Genomic DNA, 20,019 nt, shown 5'->3' with positions numbered 1-20,019 from the left:
ATCATCAGGCGTTCGGCGTGACGACGACGATCAGGTCGCCGGCCTCGACCTGCTGGGTCTTCGGGATGGCGAGGCGGGTCACGGTTCCGGCGACGGGCGTGGTGATCGCCGCCTCCATCTTCATGGCCTCGATGGTGGCGACCGGGTCGCCGGCAGCCAGCACGGCTCCCTGCTCGACCTTGAGGGTGACAACGCCCGAGAACGGAGCGGGCACCTGGCCGGGGGTCGTGGCATCCGCCTTCTCGGCCGCCTTCGACTCGACCTTGATCGAGCGGTCGCGCACGTTCACCGGGCGCAGCTGGCCGTTCAGCGTGGTCATGACGGTGCGGAAGCCCTTCTCGTCGACCTCACCGATCGCCTCGAGCCCCACGAACAGTCGCACGCCCTTGCCGATCTCGACCACGTGCTCCGTGCCCTGGTTGAGGCCGTAGAGGTAGTCGACGGTGTCGACCACCGAAAGGTCGCCGAACTGCTCGCGCTGCTGGTCGAACGACGCGGTGGGCGCCGGGAACAGCAGGCGGTTCAGCGTGGACTGACGGGTGCGCGAGTCGGCCTCGGGGGCGATCGCGGCGGCATCCGCCTCACTGAGCGGCGTCACCCCCACGTTCACCGTGCGCCCTGCGAGCACCTTGGACCGGAACGGCTCGGGCCATCCGCCGGGCAGCTCGCCCAGCTCGCCGGCCATGAAGCCGATCACCGAGTCGGGGATGTCGTAGTCGCCCGGGTTCTCGGCGAAGTCGGCCGGGTCGGCCTTCACCGCCGCGAGGTGCAGGGCGAGGTCGCCCACCACCTTCGACGAGGGCGTCACCTTGGGAATGCGGCCCAGGATGCTGTTCGCGGCCGCGTAGAGATCCTCGATCCGCTCGAAGTCGTCGGCCAGGCCCAGCGCGATCGCCTGCTGGCGCAGGTTCGAGAGCTGACCGCCCGGGATCTCGTGCTTGTACACGCGCCCGGTCGGGCCCGGCAGGCCCGACTCGAACGGCCGGTAGACCTGGCGCACGGCCTCCCAGTACGGTTCGAGGTCGGAGACCGCCTGCAGCGACAGGCCGGTGTCGCGCTCGGTGTGCGCCATCGCGGCGACCAAGGCGCTCAGCGAGGGCTGCGAGGTGGTGCCCGACATGGGGGCGGATGCCACGTCGACCGCATCCGCACCAGCAGCACTCGCAGCGAGCAACGTGGCCAGCTGGCCACCGGCGGTGTCGTGCGTGTGCACGTGCACCGGCAGGTCGAAGCGATCCCGGAGTGCTGTGACGAGTTTCGCGGCGGCGGCCGGGCGCAACAGCCCCGCCATGTCTTTGATCGCCAGCACGTGCGCCCCGGCCGCGACGATGTCGTCGGCGAGTCGCAGGTAGTAGTCGAGCGTGTAGAGGTCTTCGGCCGGGTCGAGCAGATCGCCGGTGTAGCAGACCGCCACCTCGGCGACCGTCGTACCGGTGGCCAGCACCGACTCGATCGCCGGGCGCATCTGCGACACGTCGTTCAGCGCGTCGAAGATGCGGAAGACGTCGACGCCGGTGGCCGCGGCCTCGCGCACGAAGGCATCCGTCACCTCGGTGGGGTACGGGGTGTAGCCGACCGTATTGCGGCCGCGCAGAAGCATCTGGATCGCCACGTTCGGCAGGGCCTCGCGCAGCGTCGCCAGGCGCTCCCAGGGGTCTTCGCCGAGGAAACGCAGCGCCACGTCGTAGGTGGCACCGCCCCAGGCCTCGACCGAGAACAGTTCAGGGGTCAGCCGGGCCACGTAGGGCGCGACGGCCACCAGGTCGCGCGTGCGCACCCGGGTCGCCAGCAACGACTGGTGCGCGTCGCGCATCGTGGTCTCGGTCACGGCCAGCGCCGTCTGCGCGCGCAGGGCCGCGGCGAAGCCGACCGGGCCGAGCTCGAGCAGCTTCTGGCGCGAACCATCCGGAGCCGGCGTCGACAGGTCGATCGAGGGCAGCTTGGCGGCGGGCTCGACCGAGCCGACACGGACGCCGTTGGGCTGGTTCACCGTCACGTCGGCGAGGTAGTTGAGCACCTTCGATCCGCGGTCTTTCGACTCGCGGCCAGCCAGCAGCTCGGGACGCTCGTCGATGAAGCTCGTGCTCAGGTCGCCCGCGGCGAACGAAGGGTCATCCAGCACGCCCTGGAGGAACGGGATGTTCGTGGACACACCCCGGATGCGGAACTCGGCCAGCGCACGGCGGGCGCGGCGCACCGCGGTCGGGAAGTCGCGGCCACGGCAGGTCATCTTCGCCAGCATCGAGTCGAAGTGCGGGCTGATCTGGGCGCCCACCGAGACGGTGCCGCCGTCCAGACGCACGCCCGCACCACCGGGCGAGCGGTAGGCGCCGATCTTGCCGGTGTCGGGGCGGAAGCCGGCCGACGGGTCCTCCGTCGTGATGCGGCACTGCAGGGCGGCACCGTGCAGCACGATGTCCTCCTGGTGCAGGCCCAGGTCGTCGAAGGTGCTGCCGCTCGCGATGAGCATCTGCGACTGCACAAGGTCGACGTCCGTGACCTCCTCGGTCACCGTGTGCTCCACCTGGATGCGCGGGTTCATCTCGATGAACACGTGCTCGCCGGCGCGCGGACCGACCGTGTCGACGAGGAACTCCACCGTTCCCGCGTTCACGTAGCCGATCGAGCGAGCGAACTTTATGGCGTCGGAATGCAGCGCCTCGCGCAGCTCGTCGGAGATGTTCGGGGCCGGGGCGATCTCTACGACCTTCTGGTTGCGGCGCTGCACCGAGCAGTCGCGCTCGAACAGGTGCAGGGTCTCCCCCGCGCCGTCGGCCAGGATCTGCACCTCGATGTGGCGGGGGCGCAGCACCGCCTGCTCGAGGAACATGGTGGGATCGCCGAAGGCGCTGTCGGCCTCGCGCATCGCCGCCTCCAGGGCGTCGCGCAGGTCTTCTTTCGTCTCGACCCGGCGCATCCCGCGCCCGCCACCGCCGGCGACGGCCTTGGCGAAGATCGGGAACCCGATGTCGTCGGCGCCGGCCAGCAGCTCCTCGATGTCGCGGGTGGCGGGCGTGGAGCGCAAGACCGGAACGCCGGCGGCGATCGCGTGCTCCTTCGCCGTGACCTTGTTGCCGGCCATCTCGAGCACGTGCTCGCCCGGGCCGATGAAGGTGATGCCGTTCTCCGCGGCCGCCTTCGCGAGCTCGGGGTTCTCCGACAGGAAGCCGTAGCCGGGGTAGATGGCGTCGGCGCCACTCTCCTTGGCCACACGGATGATCTCGGACACATCGAGGTACGCCCGCACCGGATGGCCGACCTCCCCGATCTGGTAGGCCTCGTCGGCCTTCAGGCGGTGCAGGGAGTTGCGGTCCTCATACGGGAACACCGCGACCGTCTTGGCACCTAGTTCGTAGGCAGCCCGGAACGCGCGGATCGCGATCTCGCCGCGGTTGGCAACAAGAATCTTCGTGAACATCGAGACCTTTCAGGCGCATGCGCGTACAGCGAACAGTTAGGTTCTCTAAGCCTAGTGAAGGTAACGTTGGGGATTGTGCATGTACTCAGCGTCTCTTCCCTCAAGGGGGGTGTGGGCAAGACCACAGTGACGCTCGGTCTCGCTTCCGCCGCCTTCGCCAAGGGCTTGCGAACCCTCGTCGTCGACCTCGACCCGCAGTCGGATGTCTCGACCGGCATGGACATCCGTGTCGCCGGGCATCTCAACGTGGCCGATGTGCTGGCTTCGCCCAAAGAGAAGGTCGTCCGTGCGGCGATCGCCCCCTCGGGTTGGACCAAAGACCGCGGTGGCAAGATCGACGTCCTGATCGGCAGCCCCTCCGCCCTCAACTTCGACGGGCCCCACCCGTCGATCCGCGACATCTGGAAGCTCGAGGAGGCCCTCGCCACGGTCGAGTCGGAGTACGACCTCGTACTCATCGACTGCGCTCCGTCGCTGAACGCGCTAACGCGCACGGCGTGGGCGGCATCCGACCGCGTCTCGGTGGTCACCGAGCCCGGCCTGTTCTCCGTCGCCGCCGCCGACCGCGCGCTGCGGGCGATCGAGGAGATCCGCCGGGGCCTCTCCCCCCGTCTCCAGCCGCTCGGCATCATCGTGAACCGCGTACGCTCCCAGTCGCTCGAGCACCAGTTCCGCATCAAGGAGCTGCGCGACATGTTCGGCCCCCTGGTGCTCTCCCCCCAGCTCCCCGAGCGAACCTCCCTCCAGCAGGCCCAGGGCGCCGCGAAGCCCCTGCACGTCTGGCCCGGAGAGGGCGCCCAGGAGATGGCCCGCAACTTCGACCTCCTCCTGGAGCGCGTCATGCGCACAGGCCGAGTAGGCGAATACGCCGACCTCAAGGCCTGACAACCCCAGACAAAAGAGTTTTCGAACCACAAAGAAAAGGCCCGCGAGCGAAAGCCGCGGGCCCTTTTCGTCTACCCAAGGTGAGTGGGTGGCCGAGGGGTGCGAGCGAAGCCCGCGCCCCTCGACCGCGCGCTCACATGTCGCGTTGCGCCGGGCAGGGACCGGCGCAACCCGAGAGCGACGAGCGAAGCCCGGCGCCCTCGGCAGCTAGAAGCCAGCTAGAAGCCAGCTAAACAGCCTTGCGTGTAGCCCGACGCGCGGCGAGCTCGTCCTGTGGGTCGGCCACGACGCTGTCGAGCTCGACGAGGGAGTTCTCGACCTCGCGGAGCACCTTGCCCACGGCGATGCCGAAGACGCCCTGGCCGCGGCTGACGAGGTCGATGACCTCGTCGTTGGAGGTGCAGAGGTAGACGCTGGCGCCGTCGGACATCAGAGTGGTCTGGGCCAGGTCGTTGATGCCGGATTCGCGCAGCTGGTTGATGGCCGTACGGATCTGCTGCAGGGAGATGCCGGTGTCGAGCAGGCGCTTCACGAGCTTCAGGACCAGGATGTCGCGGAAGCCGTAGAGGCGCTGCGAACCGGAGCCGGCCGCCCCGCGCACGGTGGGTTCCACGAGCGCGGTGCGCGCCCAGTAGTCGAGCTGACGGTACGTGATGCCGGCCGCGCGGGCTGCGACGGCGCCGCGGTAGCCTGCGGCCTGGTCGAGGTCGGGCAGCCCGTCCGTGAAGAGGAGGCCGAGATCGTAGCGAGAATCGTCGTTCTTGCTTATCTCGTTCATCAGGGCCTTCCATGGTGCGGGCGCCGGGACATCCGGTGCTCGTGTTCTGTGACCACGCTAGCGATGCCGGGACCCCGGGGCAACGACATCCCGCTTCTGCCCCCGGCGTGTCGCGGTGGCGGACCGGATCGTTATCGAGCCGACCGAGGCGTCACGGTGCGATCCGCCCCAGAGCCGACCGGATGAGGCTCGACCGCACGATCTCGAGCTGCCCCGCGATCTCGACCGCCATCTCGGCGACCTTGGCCCGGCTGGACGGATCCCGGCGGCGCGCCACCGGCATCAGAGCGCTCTCGATCAGGCCGAGTTCGCGTTCGGTCGCCTGCCGGAAACCGCGCAGATGCCGCGGCTCGATTCCGCTCCGCTGCAGTTCGACCAGAGCTTTCAGCACCACCAGCGAGTCTTCGCCATAGGCCTCCGCCGGGGTGAGCACCGACGCCGAGAAGGCATCCTGCACCAGCATCGGCGTGGCCCCGGCAGCCTTGGTGAGCTCGTCCCGGCTCATCCGCCGCCCGGTCTGCAGAATGGAGGCGCCTCCCGCGAGGCCGGCACCCGGCATCGGCGGGTTCAGCCCGGCATCGAGGTCTTCGAGGTAGTCCTTGATCACCGCGAGGGGCAGGTAGCAGTCGCGCTGCAGGCTCAGGATGAGGCGCAGCCGGCTCAGGTCGTTCTGCGAGAACTTGCGATAGCCCGACTGGGTGCGGGACGGATGCACCAGACCGCGCTCTTCGAGAAAGCGCAGCTTCGACGGCGTGAGTTCGGGGAAGTCGGCGGTGAGCTTGGAGAGCACCTGCCCGATCCCGAGCAGCTGAGCGGATCCGGCGGTGGAGTCGACCGCGGAGGCCGGGGAACCGGAGAGGATGGGCTCGTCGGAGGCAGCGGAGGATCGAGACCCCGAACGGCGAGGTTCTGCGGCGGGCGGCACTACTGCCCTGCGGAGGTCACCACGTCGATACGTGATGGGTAGAACGTGAGGCGGAACTTGCCGATCTGCACCTCGGCGCCGTCGTCGAGCAGCGCTTCGTCGACCCGCACGCCTTCGACGTAGGTGCCGTTCAGCGACCCGAGGTCTTTCACCCCGAAGGTGTGGCCGTGGCGAGTGAATTCGGCGTGCCGGCGGGAGACGGTGACGTCGTCGAGGAAGATGTCGGCGTTCGGATGACGGCCGACCGTGCTGACGGTGGTGTCGAGCAGGAACCGGGCGCCGGAGTTGGGCCCGCGGCGCACGATCAGCAGCGCCGAGCCGGACGGCAGCGCGCCGATGGCCTCGAGTTCTTCGCCGGAGACGCCGCCCTCGAGGGCCGCGAGCTGCGCGGCGAACTCACCGGTGAGCGAGAGCGTGGTGTCAGCGGAGTTCGCGGGGACGGGGATGCTCGTCGTGTGGTCGATACTGTCGTGTCGATCGGTATTGTCGTTCGTCATCCTGCAGCCCTCCTTGCTGTGTCCAGCGTAGCCGATGAGAGGCCGTCTCCGACCCGCGAGTTCGCCCCATGATCGCCGTACGGTCGCCTACACTTCTGCCATGGCTCCCTTGTTCGCGGCACTGTGGGTTCTCGGGGCGGTGTGCCTGCTGGTGTGGGTGCTCTCGCTGATCACCCGCGAGTACTCCTGGGTCGACCGCATCTGGTCGGTCATCCCGCTCGTCTACGTCTGGATCTTCGCCGCATCCGCCGGTTTCAGCGACCTCCGGCTGAACCTGATGGCGACCGTGGTGACGCTGTGGGGCGCTCGCCTCACCTTCAACTTCTCGCGCAAGGGCGGCTACGCCCGGGGCGGGGAGGACTACCGCTGGGCGATCCTGCGCAAGCGCATGCCGCCGGCCGCCTATCAGGTGTTCAACCTGTTCTTCATCACGATCTACCAGAACATCATCCTGTTCCTGATCGCGATGCCGGCGTTCATGGCGTACGAGCACCGGGCGACGCCGTTCGGATGGGCGGACATCGCACTGCTGGCGCTGTTCCTGGCCTTCCTGGTGGGCGAGACGGTGGCCGACCAGCAGCAGTGGGACTTCCATCAGTGGAAGAAGGCCGAGACCGCCGCCGGTCGCGAAGCGCGACCGCGCTTCCTGCAGACCGGGCTCTTCCGCTTCTCGCGGCACCCGAACTTCTTCTTCGAGCAGGCCCAGTGGTGGGTGTTCTTCCTGATCGGCTCGGTGGCCGCGGGCACCGTGCTGCAGTGGACCGCCGCCGGCGCCATCCTGCTGACCCTCCTGTTCATCGGCTCGACCGTGTTCACCGAGAGCATCTCGGCCTCCCGGTACCCCGAATACGCCGACTACAAAAAGAGAACGTCCGCGCTCGTCCCCTGGTTTCCCAGGAAGACGAACGCGGACGTTCCGGTGCCTGCTGCGAACTAGCTAGTTCACCTCGAGCGGGTTGCTGCCGTTGCGGCCCTGCTCGCCCTGGTCGAGGGTGGCGATGGTCGCGATCTCGGACGCGCTCAACGAGAAGTCGAGGATGTCGAAGTTCTCGGCCATCCGCTCCTTATTGTTGCTCTTCGGGATGACGATGTTGCCCACGTCGAGGTGCCAGCGCAGGATCGTCTGCGGCACGGACTTGCCGTGGGCCGCGGCGATCGAGGCGAGCTCCTCGGACTCGTTGATCTTGCCCTGGCCGAGCGGACCCCAGGCCTCGATGGCGATGCCCTTCTCGGCGGCGTAGGAGCGGAGCTCTGCCTGCTGGAAGTCGACGTGCAGCTCGACCTGGTTGACGGCCGGCACGATGCCGGTCTCGCTGATCAGCCGGTCGAGGTGGTCGACGGTGAAGTTCGAGACGCCGATCGCCTTGGCCTTGCCGGATTCGAGGATGCCCTCCAGGGCGCGCCAGGCCTCGATGTAGGTGTCGCGCTCGGGAGTGGGCCAGTGGATGAGGTACAGGTCGACGTAGTCTTGACGCAGGCGGGCGAGGCTCTTCTGGAAGGCCTCGGGAGCGTTCGTCTGGTCGTCGTTCCAGAGCTTGGTGGTGATGAAGAGCTCGTCGCGCGCGATGCCCGACTCGTGCACGGCGTGGCCGACGCCCTCTTCGTTGTGATAGATCTTCGCGGTGTCGAGGTGGCGGTAGCCGACATCGAGGGCATCGCGCACGATGCGGTTCGTCTTGTCGGGGTCGACCTTGAAGACCCCGAAGCCGAGCTGGGGGATCTCCACACCGTTGTTCAGGGTGACGAGGGGAACTGCGTTTTCAGTCATTCCTCAAGCCTATTCCGCAGGGCCGACATCCGCGCCGTCCGTGTCGGTCACGAGCGTCTGCACGATCAGATCGAGCACCGCCTCGCCGTAGGCGTCTTCGGCGGTCTCGGCCTCGTAGGCCCGTTCGACGGCCCGCACCACTGCGACCACCACGAACAGGCCGTTCGACACCTCCAGGCGGCGGAACCCGTCGCGAAGCAGCTCGCGCAACTGCGCTTCGTGCGGCAGCCACAGCGTGTCGGCGATCGCCACCGAGTCGAGGGCCCACTCCGTGGTGCCGTTGAAACCGATCTGCCGGCCCGTGGGGAACTCGTGCACCTCCACCGTCATCTCGCTCACGGTGAACACGTCGTCGGAGCCGTCGGCGGTCTCGATCCGGAACGCGTCACCGGAGCGCGGATGCCAGCGCAGCCCGGCGGTGCGCAGGGCACGAGCGAGCTCTGGAGTGATCATCTGCCCATCATTACAGCGTCGGCGCCGCCTCGCCGGGGCAGAACAGCGGATCGTTGGCTAACGTGGAGGTACCGGGGCATCCCCCACTCACCACGAGAAACGGCACCGCAGAATTGGCACTTGAGCGACGGACCTTCCTGGCAGGCGCGGTCTCCGCGGTGTCGCTGGCCGCGCTGGCCGCCTGCACCCCGCTGAAACCGGTTCCCACCCCGACCGTGACGCCGACACCGGTTCCGGTGTCCCCCGTGCCGCAGCCGGCCGCCTTCCTGCGGAGCGCCTGGGCCACGGATCCGTTCGCGCTCGGCTCGTTCAGCATGACGCCGGTGGGAGCCACCCCCGCCGATCGAGCCACTCTGCGGGAGACCGTCGCCGGCCGTGTGTTCCTCGCCGGCGAAGCCGCCTCGAGCGAATACCCGGGCACGGTGATCGGAGCCGCCACCTCGGGTGCCGCGGTCGCCGAACGCCTGGCGGCCCTGGCCGAGCCCGACGAGCGGATCGCGGTGATCGGCGCGGGCCTGGCCGGTGCCACCGCCGCGCGCGCCCTGGCCGACGCCGGATTCGACGTGGTGGTGATCGAGGCGCGGGACCGTGTCGGCGGCCGCATCGACACGCGCGACGAGGCCGGCTGGCCGTTCCCGGTGGAGCTCGGGGCCGCATCCGTCTCCGGCGACGGCCTCGACGACCTGCTGCTCGAGAACGACGTCGACACGCTGAGGCTCGATGCGAGTCGGGAGATCCGCACCGCCGAGGGCGCGACCGTGCCGCCGTCGACCACGGGTCCGGATGCGGTGGCCGCCGCCGTGGCCTGGGCCGAGGCCCAGCCCGCCGACTCCTCGCTCGCGTCGGCGCTGTCGGCATCCGGAGCCTCGGAGCTCTCCACCGAACCGGCCGCCGACGGCGTCTCGCCCTCGGACGAGCTCACGCATTACCTCGACACCACGATCGCCAGCCGGTACGGCGCCAACGCCTTCCGGCTCTCGGGCAGCTACGGTCTGGACAAGGCGGGCCTGGTGGACGGCACCGGCCTGATCGTGGGCGGACTGGCGACCGTCGTCACGAACGCCATCGACGACCTGGACGTGCTGCTCTCGGCCACGGTCATCCGCATCGCCTACGACGACGAGGGGGTGAGCCTGCGGCTCGGCACCGGCGAATCGCTGTCGATCGACCGGGTGGTCGTGACCGCGCCGATCGGAGTGCTGCAGGCCGGCACGATCGAGTTCGATCCCCCGCTGCCCGATGCCGTGCAGTCGGCGATCGAGGCCATCGGGATGGGCACGCTCGAACAGCTCTGGCTGCGCTTCGACGAGCCGTTCTGGTCGACCGAGGCGACCGTGCTCTCGGTGATCGACGAGACCTCCGAGATCGCGGAGTGGATCAACCTGCTCCCGTCAACCGGCCAGCCGATCCTGATCGGGCTGACCGCGGCCGACGACGTGCCCGTTGCGGGCAAGCAGAGCGACGCCGACTTCATCCAGGCGGCGCTGGTGAGTCTCGAGCCGTTCGTCGACGAGTCGCTGCGAGCGACAGCCACCCCCACGGCCTCAGCCGGCTGAGCGCCACCAGACCGGCGGTGATGCCCGCGAACAGGCCCAGCGCGATGCCGCAGTACATCACGAACTCCAGCGGCCCGCTCACCTGAGCCGGATCGAGGAAGAAGTACGGGTACCAGCGCACGATCGAGCCGCGGATGAGGGTGAACACGCCCCAGATCACCGGGAAGATCAGCACCAGCGGCACCACCCGCCAGAGCAGCCGGCGCCGGCCGACCCCGATCAGCCAGTCCAGCAGCATGTACGACGGGATCCAGAAGTGCAGGATCTGGCTCGACCAGGGCACGTCGATCCGGTAGTGGTGGCTGCCGGCCTGCGACACGATCAGGCCGAACACGATCCCCGACACCACGACGTAGGTGGTGGAGGTGGCGCGGATGCTGCTGAGGAAGCCGCCCACGACGTGCCCGCGCAGCAGCAGCACACCCGAGACGCCGAGCACGATCACGTTCAGCAGGTTGGACTGGAAGGTGAAGTAGCTGAAGTAGTTCACCGTCGAGAAGGTGCTGAAGCCGAGCACGTAGTCGAAGTCGAAGATCAGCGCCACGGCCCCCAGTACCGCGACGGCGAGGCGCACGAGGGCGCAGGCACGCCGCACGCGGGCTCCGGACGCTGTCATCCATTCGAGGGTAGTCGCTTCGCACGGTGCTGCCCGTCACGCGGGTGCGCGGCGCACCCGGCCCACCGATTGGGCCGGCCGTTCCGAATACGCGGCATGGCGGATTCACGGGCACGGCAGCAGTCCGCGTATTCGCCGTTCCCGCTCAGCGGCGATCCGGCACGGTTCGGGCTGGTCGCCCGCACCCTCGCCACGGCTCTGGGCGAGGTGACCGTGTACGCCGAGGCGCGGCGCGCCCTGGGCACCCGCACCGCCGTCGTGCTGCTGCACGGCGCCGCAGGATCGTGGACGACGTGGACGCCGTTGCTGCGCGCGGCCTCGGAGAGCGCCGGCGGGTCCGTTCGGGATCCGGTGCTCATCGACCTCCCCGGCTGGGGCGCATCGCCCCTGCCCGGTGATCGCTCGCTCTGCACGGTCGACGGCTACGCCCGGATGATCGCCGCGGTGCTCCGCGAGCTCGGCTACCAGCAGTGGATCGTGCTCGGGCACTCGCTCGGCGGCTTCATCGGTCTGCATCTCGCCGCGGTCGAGACCGATGCGACGAAGGCGCTGGCGCTGGTCTCCCCCACGACGTTCGCAGTGGCCGAGGCGTCGCGCGACCGCGCACGCGGCCGGCGGACGGTGCCGGCGTTCGTGGGGCTGCTCACCGTGATGCGGGTGTTCGCCCCGTTCGGGCGCTCGGCGTCGGCTCTGCTGCTCGCGGCCGGAGCACTGCGCCTGCTGAGGCGCATCGTGGCTCCGCTGTTCGCCGAGCCCTCGCGGGTCGATGAGAGCGTCGTTCGGGCGCTGGCCGACGAGGTGCGCCCGAAGGCCTTCCTTCTGGCCGCTCGCGAGGCCGCACGGTACGATCCGCTCCGCTGGCGGCACATCCGGGTGCCGGTGCGAGTGGTGCACGGCAGGCGGGACGCCTTCGTGACCGCGTCGGACGACCACGGGCTGGCGAACACCGTGCACGACCTGCGCGTGACCGTGCTGCCGGATGCCGGGCACTTCGGCCACGTCGAATCGCCGTTCGCGGTACTCGACGCATTCGACCCGGTCCTGCCACGGCAGCACGGGGCACCCCGGTACTGACGGACGGGCCGCCCGCTCAGCGCTCCCCGGCGAACGACCGCGCGAGGAAGGCCGCCTCGGTGCGGGTAGCCGTGTTGGTCTTGCGCAGAATGTTCGACACGTGCACGCTGGCCGTCTTGGTGCTGATGAACAACCGCTCGGCGATCTGCCGGTTGCCGAGGCCCTGCGACAGCAGGTCGAGCACCTGCCGCTCGCGCTCGGTCAGGTCGTGTTCCACGGTGCGCACCACCGGGCCTGCTCCGGTGCCGCCCGTCGCGCCCCCCGTGCTCTCGCTCGGCCCCTTGGAGCTCGCACGCACGAGACCGAGTCGACGCTCCAGATCGGCGACCGCGTTCAGGATGAAGCCGTGGCCGATGGCCTCGGCTTTCTCGCGGGCGGCCAGGGCTGCCGCCTGCGCCGCCGCGCGGTCACCCGTGACGGCCAGGACTTCGGCCCAGCGCAAGCGGGTGTAAGGCTCGAGGCGCGCCGGCGCCCCGGGCCCGCTCGCGACGGCCGTCGCCGCTTCCCAGGCCGAGGGATCGGCGCCGGGCGAGGCGGCGGAGGGGGTGGCGGCGGGGACCGCGGAGGGAGTGGCGCCGCCGGCCCCGGAACCCTCCGTGCCCGCGCCGGCGACACCCGCGCGTGCCAGCTCGGCTTCGAAGACGGCCACGAACGCGGGAGCGGTGGGCCAGAAGGCGACGTCGGCCAGCAGCGCCCGCAGCCGGGCTTCGAGCTCGTCGGGCGGGCTGCCGAGATCGAGTCCCGCCGCCTGGGCGCGTGCGAGCACGTGCGCCGCCGCTGCGAGCAGAGGCAGGTCGTAGGCCGCGAAACCCCGATGACCGGGGTCGATGACGGCGGCGACTTCGTCCCACGCTCCCGACGGATCGTCTCGCGCCAGAGCGATCTCGACCGCGACCAGGGCCAGGGTGGCTCGGGACTGCGCGTCGATGCGGGTCTGCAGCAGCAGCCCGGGCCGCCAGGCCCGCAGCAGCTTCTGGGCGGTGGCAGGGTCTCCGCTCCACAGGGTCGACTGCAGCTTCATCATCTGCAGGTGGGCGCTGAAGCCGATCGGTGGCTCGAGTTCGAGTGCCCGGTCGAGCAGCTCCTCAGCTCGGCCGGTGCGCCCCAGAGCCAGCAGCGGCGCGATCACATTCGCCAGCAGCATCACCCCCGAGGTTCGCTCCACCCCGCGCCGGCGGGCGAATTCGACCCCCTCGTCGGCGATCACGACCGCCTCGTCGAACCGGCCCAGCAGATGCAGCGCATCCGATTGATTGACCAGGTAGCGCAGCTGGGCAGAGTCATTCCCCTCGGCCAGTCTTCCGGCCAGCGCCAGATCGGCGAGACCGTCGTCGATCTGGCCGATGGAGAGCCGGGAGAACCCGCGGATGTTGGCCGCCACCGACATCCGGGCCGTCGAGGCGACCTCGTCGGCCTCGGTGAACGCGGCATCCGCCGTGGCGATCGCGTCGTCGAAACAGGCGTCGAGCATCAGCCGGGCCGCGAGTTCGCCGAGCACGTTCGCCCGCAGAACGCTGCGCGGCTCGCCCTCGAGCACCACCAGTGCGCAGCGCAGCAGTTCCACCGAGCCGGTCTGGCCGAGGTTGGCCAGGAACGACGCCTTGTCGCGCAGCATCCGCGCGTACTGCGCCGGATGCTCCGCCGGCGTCGTCGAGGTGAGCGCCTCGTCGATCAGGGCGACGGCGCGCTCGCTCTCGCCGGCGTTCCGCAGGATGTAGGCGGTTTCCGCCAGCAGCTCGCGACGACCGCGACCGGCCAGCGCCTCGGCGTCGGGAACCTGGTCCCAGAGTTCGAGGGCGCGCTCGCCCATCCGCGCGGCCGTCGCACTGGCGAAGGACCGGCGTGCCTGAGCCATGGCCACCAGGGACGCCGAGAAGGCGGCCCGCAGATCGTGGGCGGCCATCCAGTGGTACGACACGGCGGTGGCGTCGTCGTGCTCGTCGAGGGCCCGTGCGAACGCGGTGTGGAAGCGGATGCGCTCCCCCGGCAGCAATTCGTCGTGCACCGCCTCGCGGACGAGTGCGTGCCGGAACGTGTAGCCGGTGTCGTCGGCGATCAGCAGGCGCGCGAGAACCGCCTCCCGCACGGCGCTCTCGAGCGTGTCGGCCGGCGTGTCGGCCACCGCCACCAGCAGTTCGTGCTCGACGCGCACTCCCCCCGCCGCCATCAGCCGCAGCACCTTCTGGGCCGGATCGCCCAAGGTCTCGTACCGTGCGAGCAGGATCTCGCGGAGCGTGTCGGGCACGCTCTCGACCGACACGACGTCGCAACCGATTATCTCCTCGACGAAGAACGGCACACCGTCGGTGCGTTGCAGCACGATCTCGAACTCGCCGGGTTCGAGCGGCTCGTCGCGCAAGGCGGTGACCAGCCCGCGCACCTGACGGCGGTTCAGCCGGGCGAGTTCGCGGCGCACCACCCGGCGGTTGCGATCCAGCTCCGGGATCCACGAGCGAAGCGGATGCCCGCGCCCCAGCTCGTCGCTGCGATAGGTGAGCACGAACAGCACCCGGGCCTGTTCCAGCACCCGCAGCACGAAGCGCACCAGGCTGAGGGTGGCCTGGTCGGCCCAGTGCAGGTCTTCGATCACCACGACGGAAGGCCGCTCGCGGGCGGCGGCCTCCAGCGCCGTGGCCACGGCATCGTAGAGCCGATCCGCGCCGCCCAGCGCGCCGGCGGCGGCAGCAGACCCGGCGCCTCGGGCGTCGGCATCCTGGTCGTCACCGCGGAGTTCTGGCAGCAGCACGGCGAGCGAGTCGCGCGCCGGCCCTGCCGAGAGGGCCAGGGCATCCAGGCCGATGGCGGTGGCGAGGCTGCGCAGCAGGGCGACCACGGGGGCGTAGGGCGGTGCGTCGCGCTCCAGGTCGATGCACTGACCCCGCAGCACGAGCGTGCCTTCGGGCAGACCACCGAGGAACTCGGCCACCAGCCTGGTCTTGCCGATGCCGGCCTCGCCGCTCAGCACCACCGTCTGCGTCGCACCCGAACGTGCCTTGTGCAGGCCGTCGCGGAGCGACTCGAGATCGCTTTCGCGACCGATCAGCGAGGCGGTGGTAGTCATGCCCCCATCGTGCCACCGGCCGCCGACAGTCGATTGATCAGACGGCGCACGCGCGTGGGGACGTAGTCGGCGGGGACCTGCTGGTCGAGCCGCTCGGCGACCACCCGGCGCTGCTCGAGCTCTCGACCGAACCGCTCCTGCTCGGCCTGGTACAGCCACGGGAACGAATACTCGGTGACCTGCATGATGTCCTCCCTCTCTCGGAGTCTCTCGATGGTTCGAGAGTGCGCTCTAAGAGGGAGGGAGGACATCGGGCGAATGCCTTAGCTCACGACCGGATGCCGTGAGCCGGGCTCAGGAGGCCCCGGCCGGCCACGGGTCAGTCGGCCAGGATGAGGTACAGCGCGCGCCGCGCCTCGTCGAGCTTCTCGGTGGCCTGAGCGCGCTGCTCGTCGGTCGCCGCGAAGCGGAACTGCTTGAGAACGCCCATCAGCTTGCCGAGGCTCGCCTGGAACTCGGTGTCGGCCGCGGAGGTGCCGGCCGTGGCCTGCCAGGCCCGGTCGAGCTCCTCGGCGTGCTCGGCCACGTAGGCCTTGCCGCCGTCGGTCAGCTCGAACTCGGTGCGCTTGCCGTCGCCGGTGGCGACGATGAGCTCTTCGTCGACGAGCTGCTGGAGGGTGGGGTAGACCGAGCCGGGGCTCGGACGCCAGACCCCCTGCGTCTTCTCGGCGATGGCCTTGATCAGGCCGTAGCCGTTCGAGGGCGCCTCGGAGAGCAGGGAGAGGATGGCCGAGCGCACGTCGCCGCGGCTGGCCCGCTGCGGACCGCGCGGACCGAAGCCGGGGCCGAAGCCGCCGAAGCCGGGCCCACCGGGGCCGAAGCCGGGACCGAACCCGCGCTGGCCGTGGCCGTGCGGGCCCCGCGGGGCGAACTCGTGAGGGGCACGGCCGGAACGGCGACCCCAGGACGGTGAATCGTTGTGGTGTGTGTCATGAATGCTGTTCATGTCGCAGACCGCCTTTCAAGAATGAGGTTTGTGTATCGCGATTATTCGCGATGTGTTAAAGATATATCGCTCATTCATGAAAGTCAAGTCACCGATATATCTTTTATTGTCGGCGACCGATCCGGAAGTCGTAGCCGCGGTGCGACTCGGGCAGATGCGGGCCACCCCCGGGGAACATCCGCTCCCGGAGCGTGTCGCCTTCGTACTCGTGCCGTGCCAGCCCACGCTCTCGCAGGACGGGGAGGATCAGCTCGATCAGGTCGTCGTAGGTATCCGGCGTCATGTGCGGCTGGATCAGGAACCCGTCCACGCCGGTCGCCTCGACGAACTCCTGGATCTGATCGACCACCTCCTCCGGCGATCCCACGAACACACTGCCGTTGATGCCGGTGCGCCGGAAGTTCTCCAGCACCGCGCGCACCAGCGGTGCCGGCTTGCCGTCCTTGCCGAGGTAACGCTCGAGGTTCGACTGCCCCATCTCGGTGGTGGTCTGCCCGATCGGCCGATCCGGATCCAGCGCCAGCAGGTCGACACCGGTATTGCCCGCATAGATCGCCGCTGCGCCCTCGGGAGTCGACATCGCGAGCATCTCCTCGTGCTTCGCCCAGGCCTCGGCGCTGGTCGGCGCCGTGATGAACAGCGCACCCACGAGGATCTTGATCGCATCGGCGGGCCGGCCGGCAGCGACGGCGCTCTCCCGGATGCCGGCCACGTTCGCCGCCACCGTCGCGGGCTCTCCCCCGCCCACGAACACGGCTTCGGCGTTGCGCCCGGCGAAGGCCCGGCCGCGCCCCGACGCCCCGGCCTGCACCAGCAGCGGCGTGCGTTGCGGCGACGGCGGCAGGTTGAGGATGCCGTCGGTGCGGAAGTACGGCCCCTCGTGGTGCACGAGGTGCACCTTCTCCGGATCCGCGTAGGTCGCGCTCTCCTTGTCGAGCACGAGCGCGTCGTCCTCCCAGGATCCCTCCCAGAGCGTGAGGTTCACGTCGACGTAGTCCTCCGCCATGTCGTACCGCAGATCGTGCGCGATGAGCTCCTTGCCCATCAGCGCCGCCGCGGTGGCGCCGGATGAGCCGGTGACGATGTTCCAGCCGATCCGGCCTTCGGTGAAGTGGTCGAGCGTGGCGAACCGGCGGGCGTTCGCCGCCGGAGGTTCGACCGTCGTCGAGGTGGTGAGGATGAAGCCGAGTCGCTCGGTGACCGCCGCCAGCGCCGAGATCAGGGGCATCGGATCGCCGTGCGGAATCCCCCGCCCCTCGCGCACGGAGGCCTCGATCAACTCTCCTTCCAGGGCGGGGAAGCCGTAGCTGTCGGCGAGGAGGAGGAAGTCGAGCTTGGCGTCCTCGAACTTCTTCGCCAGGGCCGTCCAGTGCGAGAGCTTCGTGAAGTTCGCCGACTCGTCGCGCGGATGCTGCCACGCCGAACCGACCGTGCCATTGGGCCCGATGTACTGAAAGATGCCGAAGAGGAGAGGGGTCATGGCTATATTTATGTCATAAATATTTTGCGAGCGTGTTTCGGCACGTTTCGCCCGTGTGACGATCGAAGGGATCCGGATGTCCGACGAAGCGCGTACCTCCCGCTCGACGGGGCCGCTGGACGACGAGGCCGAAGCGATGGGGGCGCGCATCCGGTCGCTCCGGCGCGAGCAGGGCCTGACGCTCGTGCAGCTCGCCTCGCTGGCGGGCATGTCGCAGCCGTTCCTCAGCCTCGTCGAGCGCGGCCACGCCCGCCTCAGCCTCGCGTCGATGGCGAAGATCTCCGCGGCCCTCGGGGTGCGTTCGGGGTCGCTGCTCGCGAGGCCGCCGGCCCGCCGGCACACGGATGCCCGCGTCGACGTGGTGCTCGTCGGCGAGCACCCACGCGAGCGCACGGGCGAGCGCACCGTGTGGCAGCTGGCCCAGCTCCCCCGCGGTCTGTTCGGCACGGAGTTCACCGGCACCGAAGCCGTCTTCTCCGAGTACGCCGTGCACGAGGAGGACGAGTTCCTGTACCTGCTCGACGGTATCCTCGAGGTCGGTCTCGACGACGGCACCGTGCACCGCCTGCACCCTGGCGACACCCTCGCCGTAGCGGCAGGAACCCCCCATGGCTGGCGAGCCGTCGACCCCGCCGGCTACCGCGTCATCACCGTCACGGCAGGCCCGCACGGTCACTGAGGGATGAGCCGCACGGGGGGCGGCTCATCGAAGGGGGGACGAAAAAAGAGCCGCCCCAAGGGGGCGGCTCTTTTTTCGTGGACCCGAGGGGATTCGAACCCCTGACCCCCTGCATGCCATGCAGGTGCGCTACCAGCTGCGCCACGGGCCCATATTCTGTTGTGCTTTACTGCTGTGCTGTTTTCCGCTCTCGCGGAAACAACTTGTCTAGGTTACTACATCCCGGAGGGTGCTGACGACCATCAGGCGTCGGTCGCGGCGACCGACAACGGAACCACCGGGCAGTCCTTCCAGAGTCGCTCCAGCGAGTAGTACATGCGGTCTTCCTCGTGGAAGACGTGCACGACGAGGTCGCCGAAATCGAGCAGGATCCAACGGCCCTCGGCCATGCCTTCACGCCGGATGACCTTGGTTCCGCTTTCGCCGAGCCGGTCGATGATCTCCTCGGCGATGGCGACGACGTTGCGCTCGTTGCGGCCCGAGGCCAGCAGGAAGACGTCGGCGAGCGGGAGCGGCCCCGACACATCGAGAGCGACGAGGTTCTCGGCCTGCTTGGCATCGGCCGCGACGGCGGCGAGCTGCGCGAGGTCGATCGAATTGGTGGATGCAGTCACGAAGACTCTCTGATCTGTGGTGGTGAACACGGACGCCGAAGGCGGCCGAACTAGAAGACGCGGAAGACGAAGACGGCCAGGAGGAGGCCGACGACGCCCACGGCGAGGACGCCCGCTGTGACAGCGAGCACCACGGGTGCGTTCGCACGCGCCCGCTTGGGTGGGGTGATGAGCGAGGTGGAGGAGGTGTTCGTGCTGATCGCCCGGCTCGCGCTGACGGGCGCGACGTCGGAGCCGGTCTGCTCGACCTCCGAGCGCTCGAGCAGGGTGTCGAGATCGCCGGATTCGAGTCCGGATGCCGGCGCCCCGAGTGAACCGAAACTCGCCGGCAGATCGATCGAACCGGTGATGATGACCTCGCCGGTCTCGTCCAGCGCCGTGCCGACGTCGTTGGAGCCGGGCACGGTCGGCAGCACGAGGGCGCTGGTGGTCGAGATCGAGTTCGCCGCCGCCGCGTTGCGCACCGAGATCAGGTCGTCGAACGACGACGGCAGGTTCTCGCTGGTGACCGTGGCGCGCTCGCTCGGGCTCTGGAAGAGAGGCGCGAGCGGCGGGTTCGCCGCCTTGCGCTCCTCGGCCTCGGCGTGGGCCGCCGCCTCCTGCGTCGGGTCGACGGCGTCGGCGGGGAGGTCGATGACCATCTCTTCGACGACCGCATCGGAGGTGTCGTCGGTGGGAGTGAGGATCTCGGCGTGGTCGAGGGTGTCGTCGTCGGCTGCTTCGCTCGAACCGGACGAATCCGGCAGCGACACCGGCACGACGTCGATGATCGGATGGGAACCGGCGGGCTCGGTGTCGTCGCGCGGCTCGTCGTCGGAGACGACCTCGGGAATGATGGTGTCTTCGACGATCTCGTCGTCGAACGCCGCCTGAGTGGCCGGAGTGTCGTCCGTCGCCGGAGCCTCATCCTCGGCCGATGCCGCCGGAACGACGGCGGGACCCTGCTCGCGCAGAGCACGGCGCGACGAGGTGGTGGTGGGGCCGGCGGTCTCGGCCGGTGCATCGCCGGACGCAGCGGCTTCACGCTCGGCCTCGGCCTTGCGGGCGGCTTCGGCCTCGTCGGCGGCCTTGGCGTCGGCTTCGCGCTCCTTGCGCGGCTTCTGCCGTTCCAGTTCACGCAGTTGGCGCCGTGTCAGCGACTGCTCTTCGTGGGACGAACTCATTCAACACTCCGATATAGATGGTGCTTGGTGATGTACTGAACGACACCGTCGGGTACCAAGTACCACACCGGAAAACCCCGGCCGACCCGGCCGCGACAGTCAGTGG

Annotated in this window: 18 protein-coding genes, 1 tRNA gene and 1 pseudogene; 5 read left to right on the top strand and 15 right to left on the bottom strand. The window is 69.4% G+C overall.

Going from position 1 to position 20,019, the window contains the following annotated elements:
• Positions 1–4: 4 nt before the first annotated feature.
• Positions 5–3,418, bottom strand: a complete 3,414-nt coding sequence (locus Q0D75_RS08965; RefSeq protein WP_291052033.1) for a pyruvate carboxylase — start codon at positions 3,416–3,418, stop codon at positions 5–7.
• A 75-nt stretch (positions 3,419–3,493) separates the two neighbouring features.
• Between Q0D75_RS08965 and Q0D75_RS08960 the strand changes: the two genes are divergently transcribed.
• The gene (locus Q0D75_RS08960; RefSeq protein WP_194681152.1) at positions 3,494–4,303 is read left to right on the top strand and encodes a ParA family protein; all 810 of its coding nucleotides are present in this window, start codon (positions 3,494–3,496) and stop codon (positions 4,301–4,303) included.
• Positions 4,304–4,532: 229 nt separating this feature from the next.
• On the opposite strand, the gene Q0D75_RS08955 is transcribed toward Q0D75_RS08960, so the two are convergent.
• The 3 genes from Q0D75_RS08955 to Q0D75_RS08945 form a co-directional block, all read right to left on the bottom strand.
• Complete coding sequence (locus Q0D75_RS08955) at positions 4,533–5,081, bottom strand: MerR family transcriptional regulator (protein ID WP_291052026.1); 549 nt, start codon at positions 5,079–5,081, stop codon at positions 4,533–4,535.
• A gap of 151 nt (positions 5,082–5,232) precedes the next feature.
• Entirely contained in the window at positions 5,233–5,943 is a 711-nt protein-coding gene (locus tag Q0D75_RS08950; protein WP_291052178.1) for a MerR family transcriptional regulator, read from the bottom strand.
• 62 nt (positions 5,944–6,005) lie between these two features.
• Positions 6,006–6,503 (bottom strand): FHA domain-containing protein, encoded by a 498-nt coding sequence (locus Q0D75_RS08945; protein ID WP_291052024.1) that lies wholly within the window; start codon positions 6,501–6,503, stop codon positions 6,006–6,008.
• 100 nt (positions 6,504–6,603) lie between these two features.
• Between Q0D75_RS08945 and Q0D75_RS08940 the strand changes: the two genes are divergently transcribed.
• A complete protein-coding gene (locus tag Q0D75_RS08940) occupies positions 6,604–7,440 on the top strand; it encodes a DUF1295 domain-containing protein (protein ID WP_291052021.1) in 837 nt (278 codons plus the stop codon).
• On the opposite strand, the gene Q0D75_RS08935 is transcribed toward Q0D75_RS08940, so the two are convergent.
• Positions 7,441–8,271 (bottom strand): aldo/keto reductase, encoded by an 831-nt coding sequence (locus Q0D75_RS08935; RefSeq protein WP_291052019.1) that lies wholly within the window; start codon positions 8,269–8,271, stop codon positions 7,441–7,443.
• A gap of 9 nt (positions 8,272–8,280) precedes the next feature.
• Positions 8,281–8,724, bottom strand: coding sequence for a pilus assembly protein CpaE (locus tag Q0D75_RS08930; protein WP_291052016.1), 444 nt, complete (start codon positions 8,722–8,724; stop codon positions 8,281–8,283).
• A 113-nt stretch (positions 8,725–8,837) separates the two neighbouring features.
• Between Q0D75_RS08930 and Q0D75_RS08925 the strand changes: the two genes are divergently transcribed.
• On the top strand, positions 8,838–10,280 hold the full coding sequence (locus Q0D75_RS08925) for an FAD-dependent oxidoreductase (protein WP_291052013.1): 1,443 nt from the start codon (positions 8,838–8,840) through the stop codon (positions 10,278–10,280).
• Here the strand turns inward: Q0D75_RS08925 and Q0D75_RS08920 are convergent.
• Positions 10,195–10,896 carry a Pr6Pr family membrane protein gene (locus Q0D75_RS08920; protein ID WP_291052011.1) on the bottom strand — a complete coding sequence of 234 codons (702 nt, stop codon included), beginning with the start codon at positions 10,894–10,896 and terminating at the stop codon, positions 10,195–10,197. The genes Q0D75_RS08925 and Q0D75_RS08920 overlap by 86 nt on opposite strands.
• Before the next feature lie 96 nt (positions 10,897–10,992).
• Here Q0D75_RS08920 and Q0D75_RS08915 point away from each other — a divergent pair, with 96 nt between their 5' ends.
• Complete coding sequence (locus tag Q0D75_RS08915) at positions 10,993–11,970, top strand: alpha/beta fold hydrolase (protein WP_291052009.1); 978 nt, start codon at positions 10,993–10,995, stop codon at positions 11,968–11,970.
• Between the two features lie 16 nt (positions 11,971–11,986).
• On the opposite strand, the gene Q0D75_RS08910 is transcribed toward Q0D75_RS08915, so the two are convergent.
• From Q0D75_RS08910 to Q0D75_RS08895, 4 genes are all read right to left on the bottom strand, one after another.
• Positions 11,987–15,031, bottom strand: a complete 3,045-nt coding sequence (locus Q0D75_RS08910; RefSeq protein ID WP_291052006.1) for a helix-turn-helix transcriptional regulator — start codon at positions 15,029–15,031, stop codon at positions 11,987–11,989.
• Positions 15,028–15,216: a hypothetical protein gene (locus tag Q0D75_RS08905; RefSeq protein ID WP_291052004.1), complete on the bottom strand. Its 189-nt coding sequence runs from the start codon at positions 15,214–15,216 to the stop codon at positions 15,028–15,030. The genes Q0D75_RS08910 and Q0D75_RS08905 overlap by 4 nt, the downstream gene beginning before the upstream one ends.
• Before the next feature lie 134 nt (positions 15,217–15,350).
• Positions 15,351–15,977: a PadR family transcriptional regulator gene (locus Q0D75_RS08900; protein ID WP_291052001.1), complete on the bottom strand. Its 627-nt coding sequence runs from the start codon at positions 15,975–15,977 to the stop codon at positions 15,351–15,353.
• A gap of 103 nt (positions 15,978–16,080) precedes the next feature.
• Entirely contained in the window at positions 16,081–17,457 is a 1,377-nt protein-coding gene (locus Q0D75_RS08895; RefSeq protein WP_291051998.1) for an NtaA/DmoA family FMN-dependent monooxygenase, read from the bottom strand.
• A 76-nt stretch (positions 17,458–17,533) separates the two neighbouring features.
• Between Q0D75_RS08895 and Q0D75_RS08890 the strand changes: the two genes are divergently transcribed.
• On the top strand, positions 17,534–18,136 hold the full coding sequence (locus Q0D75_RS08890; protein WP_291051995.1) for an XRE family transcriptional regulator: 603 nt from the start codon (positions 17,534–17,536) through the stop codon (positions 18,134–18,136).
• A 78-nt stretch (positions 18,137–18,214) separates the two neighbouring features.
• Here Q0D75_RS08890 and Q0D75_RS08885 read toward each other — a convergent pair.
• The 4 genes and pseudogenes from Q0D75_RS08885 to Q0D75_RS08870 form a co-directional block, all read right to left on the bottom strand.
• Positions 18,215–18,287: transfer RNA gene (locus tag Q0D75_RS08885), tRNA-Ala, on the bottom strand.
• 91 nt (positions 18,288–18,378) lie between these two features.
• The gene (gene rsfS, locus Q0D75_RS08880) at positions 18,379–18,750 is read right to left on the bottom strand and encodes a ribosome silencing factor (protein WP_291051992.1); all 372 of its coding nucleotides are present in this window, start codon (positions 18,748–18,750) and stop codon (positions 18,379–18,381) included.
• A 50-nt stretch (positions 18,751–18,800) separates the two neighbouring features.
• Positions 18,801–19,913, bottom strand: coding sequence for a hypothetical protein (locus Q0D75_RS08875; RefSeq protein ID WP_291051989.1), 1,113 nt, complete (start codon positions 19,911–19,913; stop codon positions 18,801–18,803).
• Positions 19,910–20,019 (bottom strand): annotated as a pseudogene (locus tag Q0D75_RS08870) (nicotinic acid mononucleotide adenylyltransferase); the annotation flags it as partial. The gene Q0D75_RS08875 and the pseudogene Q0D75_RS08870, both read right to left, overlap by 4 nt.

It is taken from the genome of Herbiconiux sp. (assembly GCF_023264855.1).
Classification (GTDB): domain Bacteria; phylum Actinomycetota; class Actinomycetes; order Actinomycetales; family Microbacteriaceae; genus Herbiconiux.
Note: the sequence above shows the minus strand (reverse complement) of the source record. Positions and strands in the feature narration are given on the sequence as shown.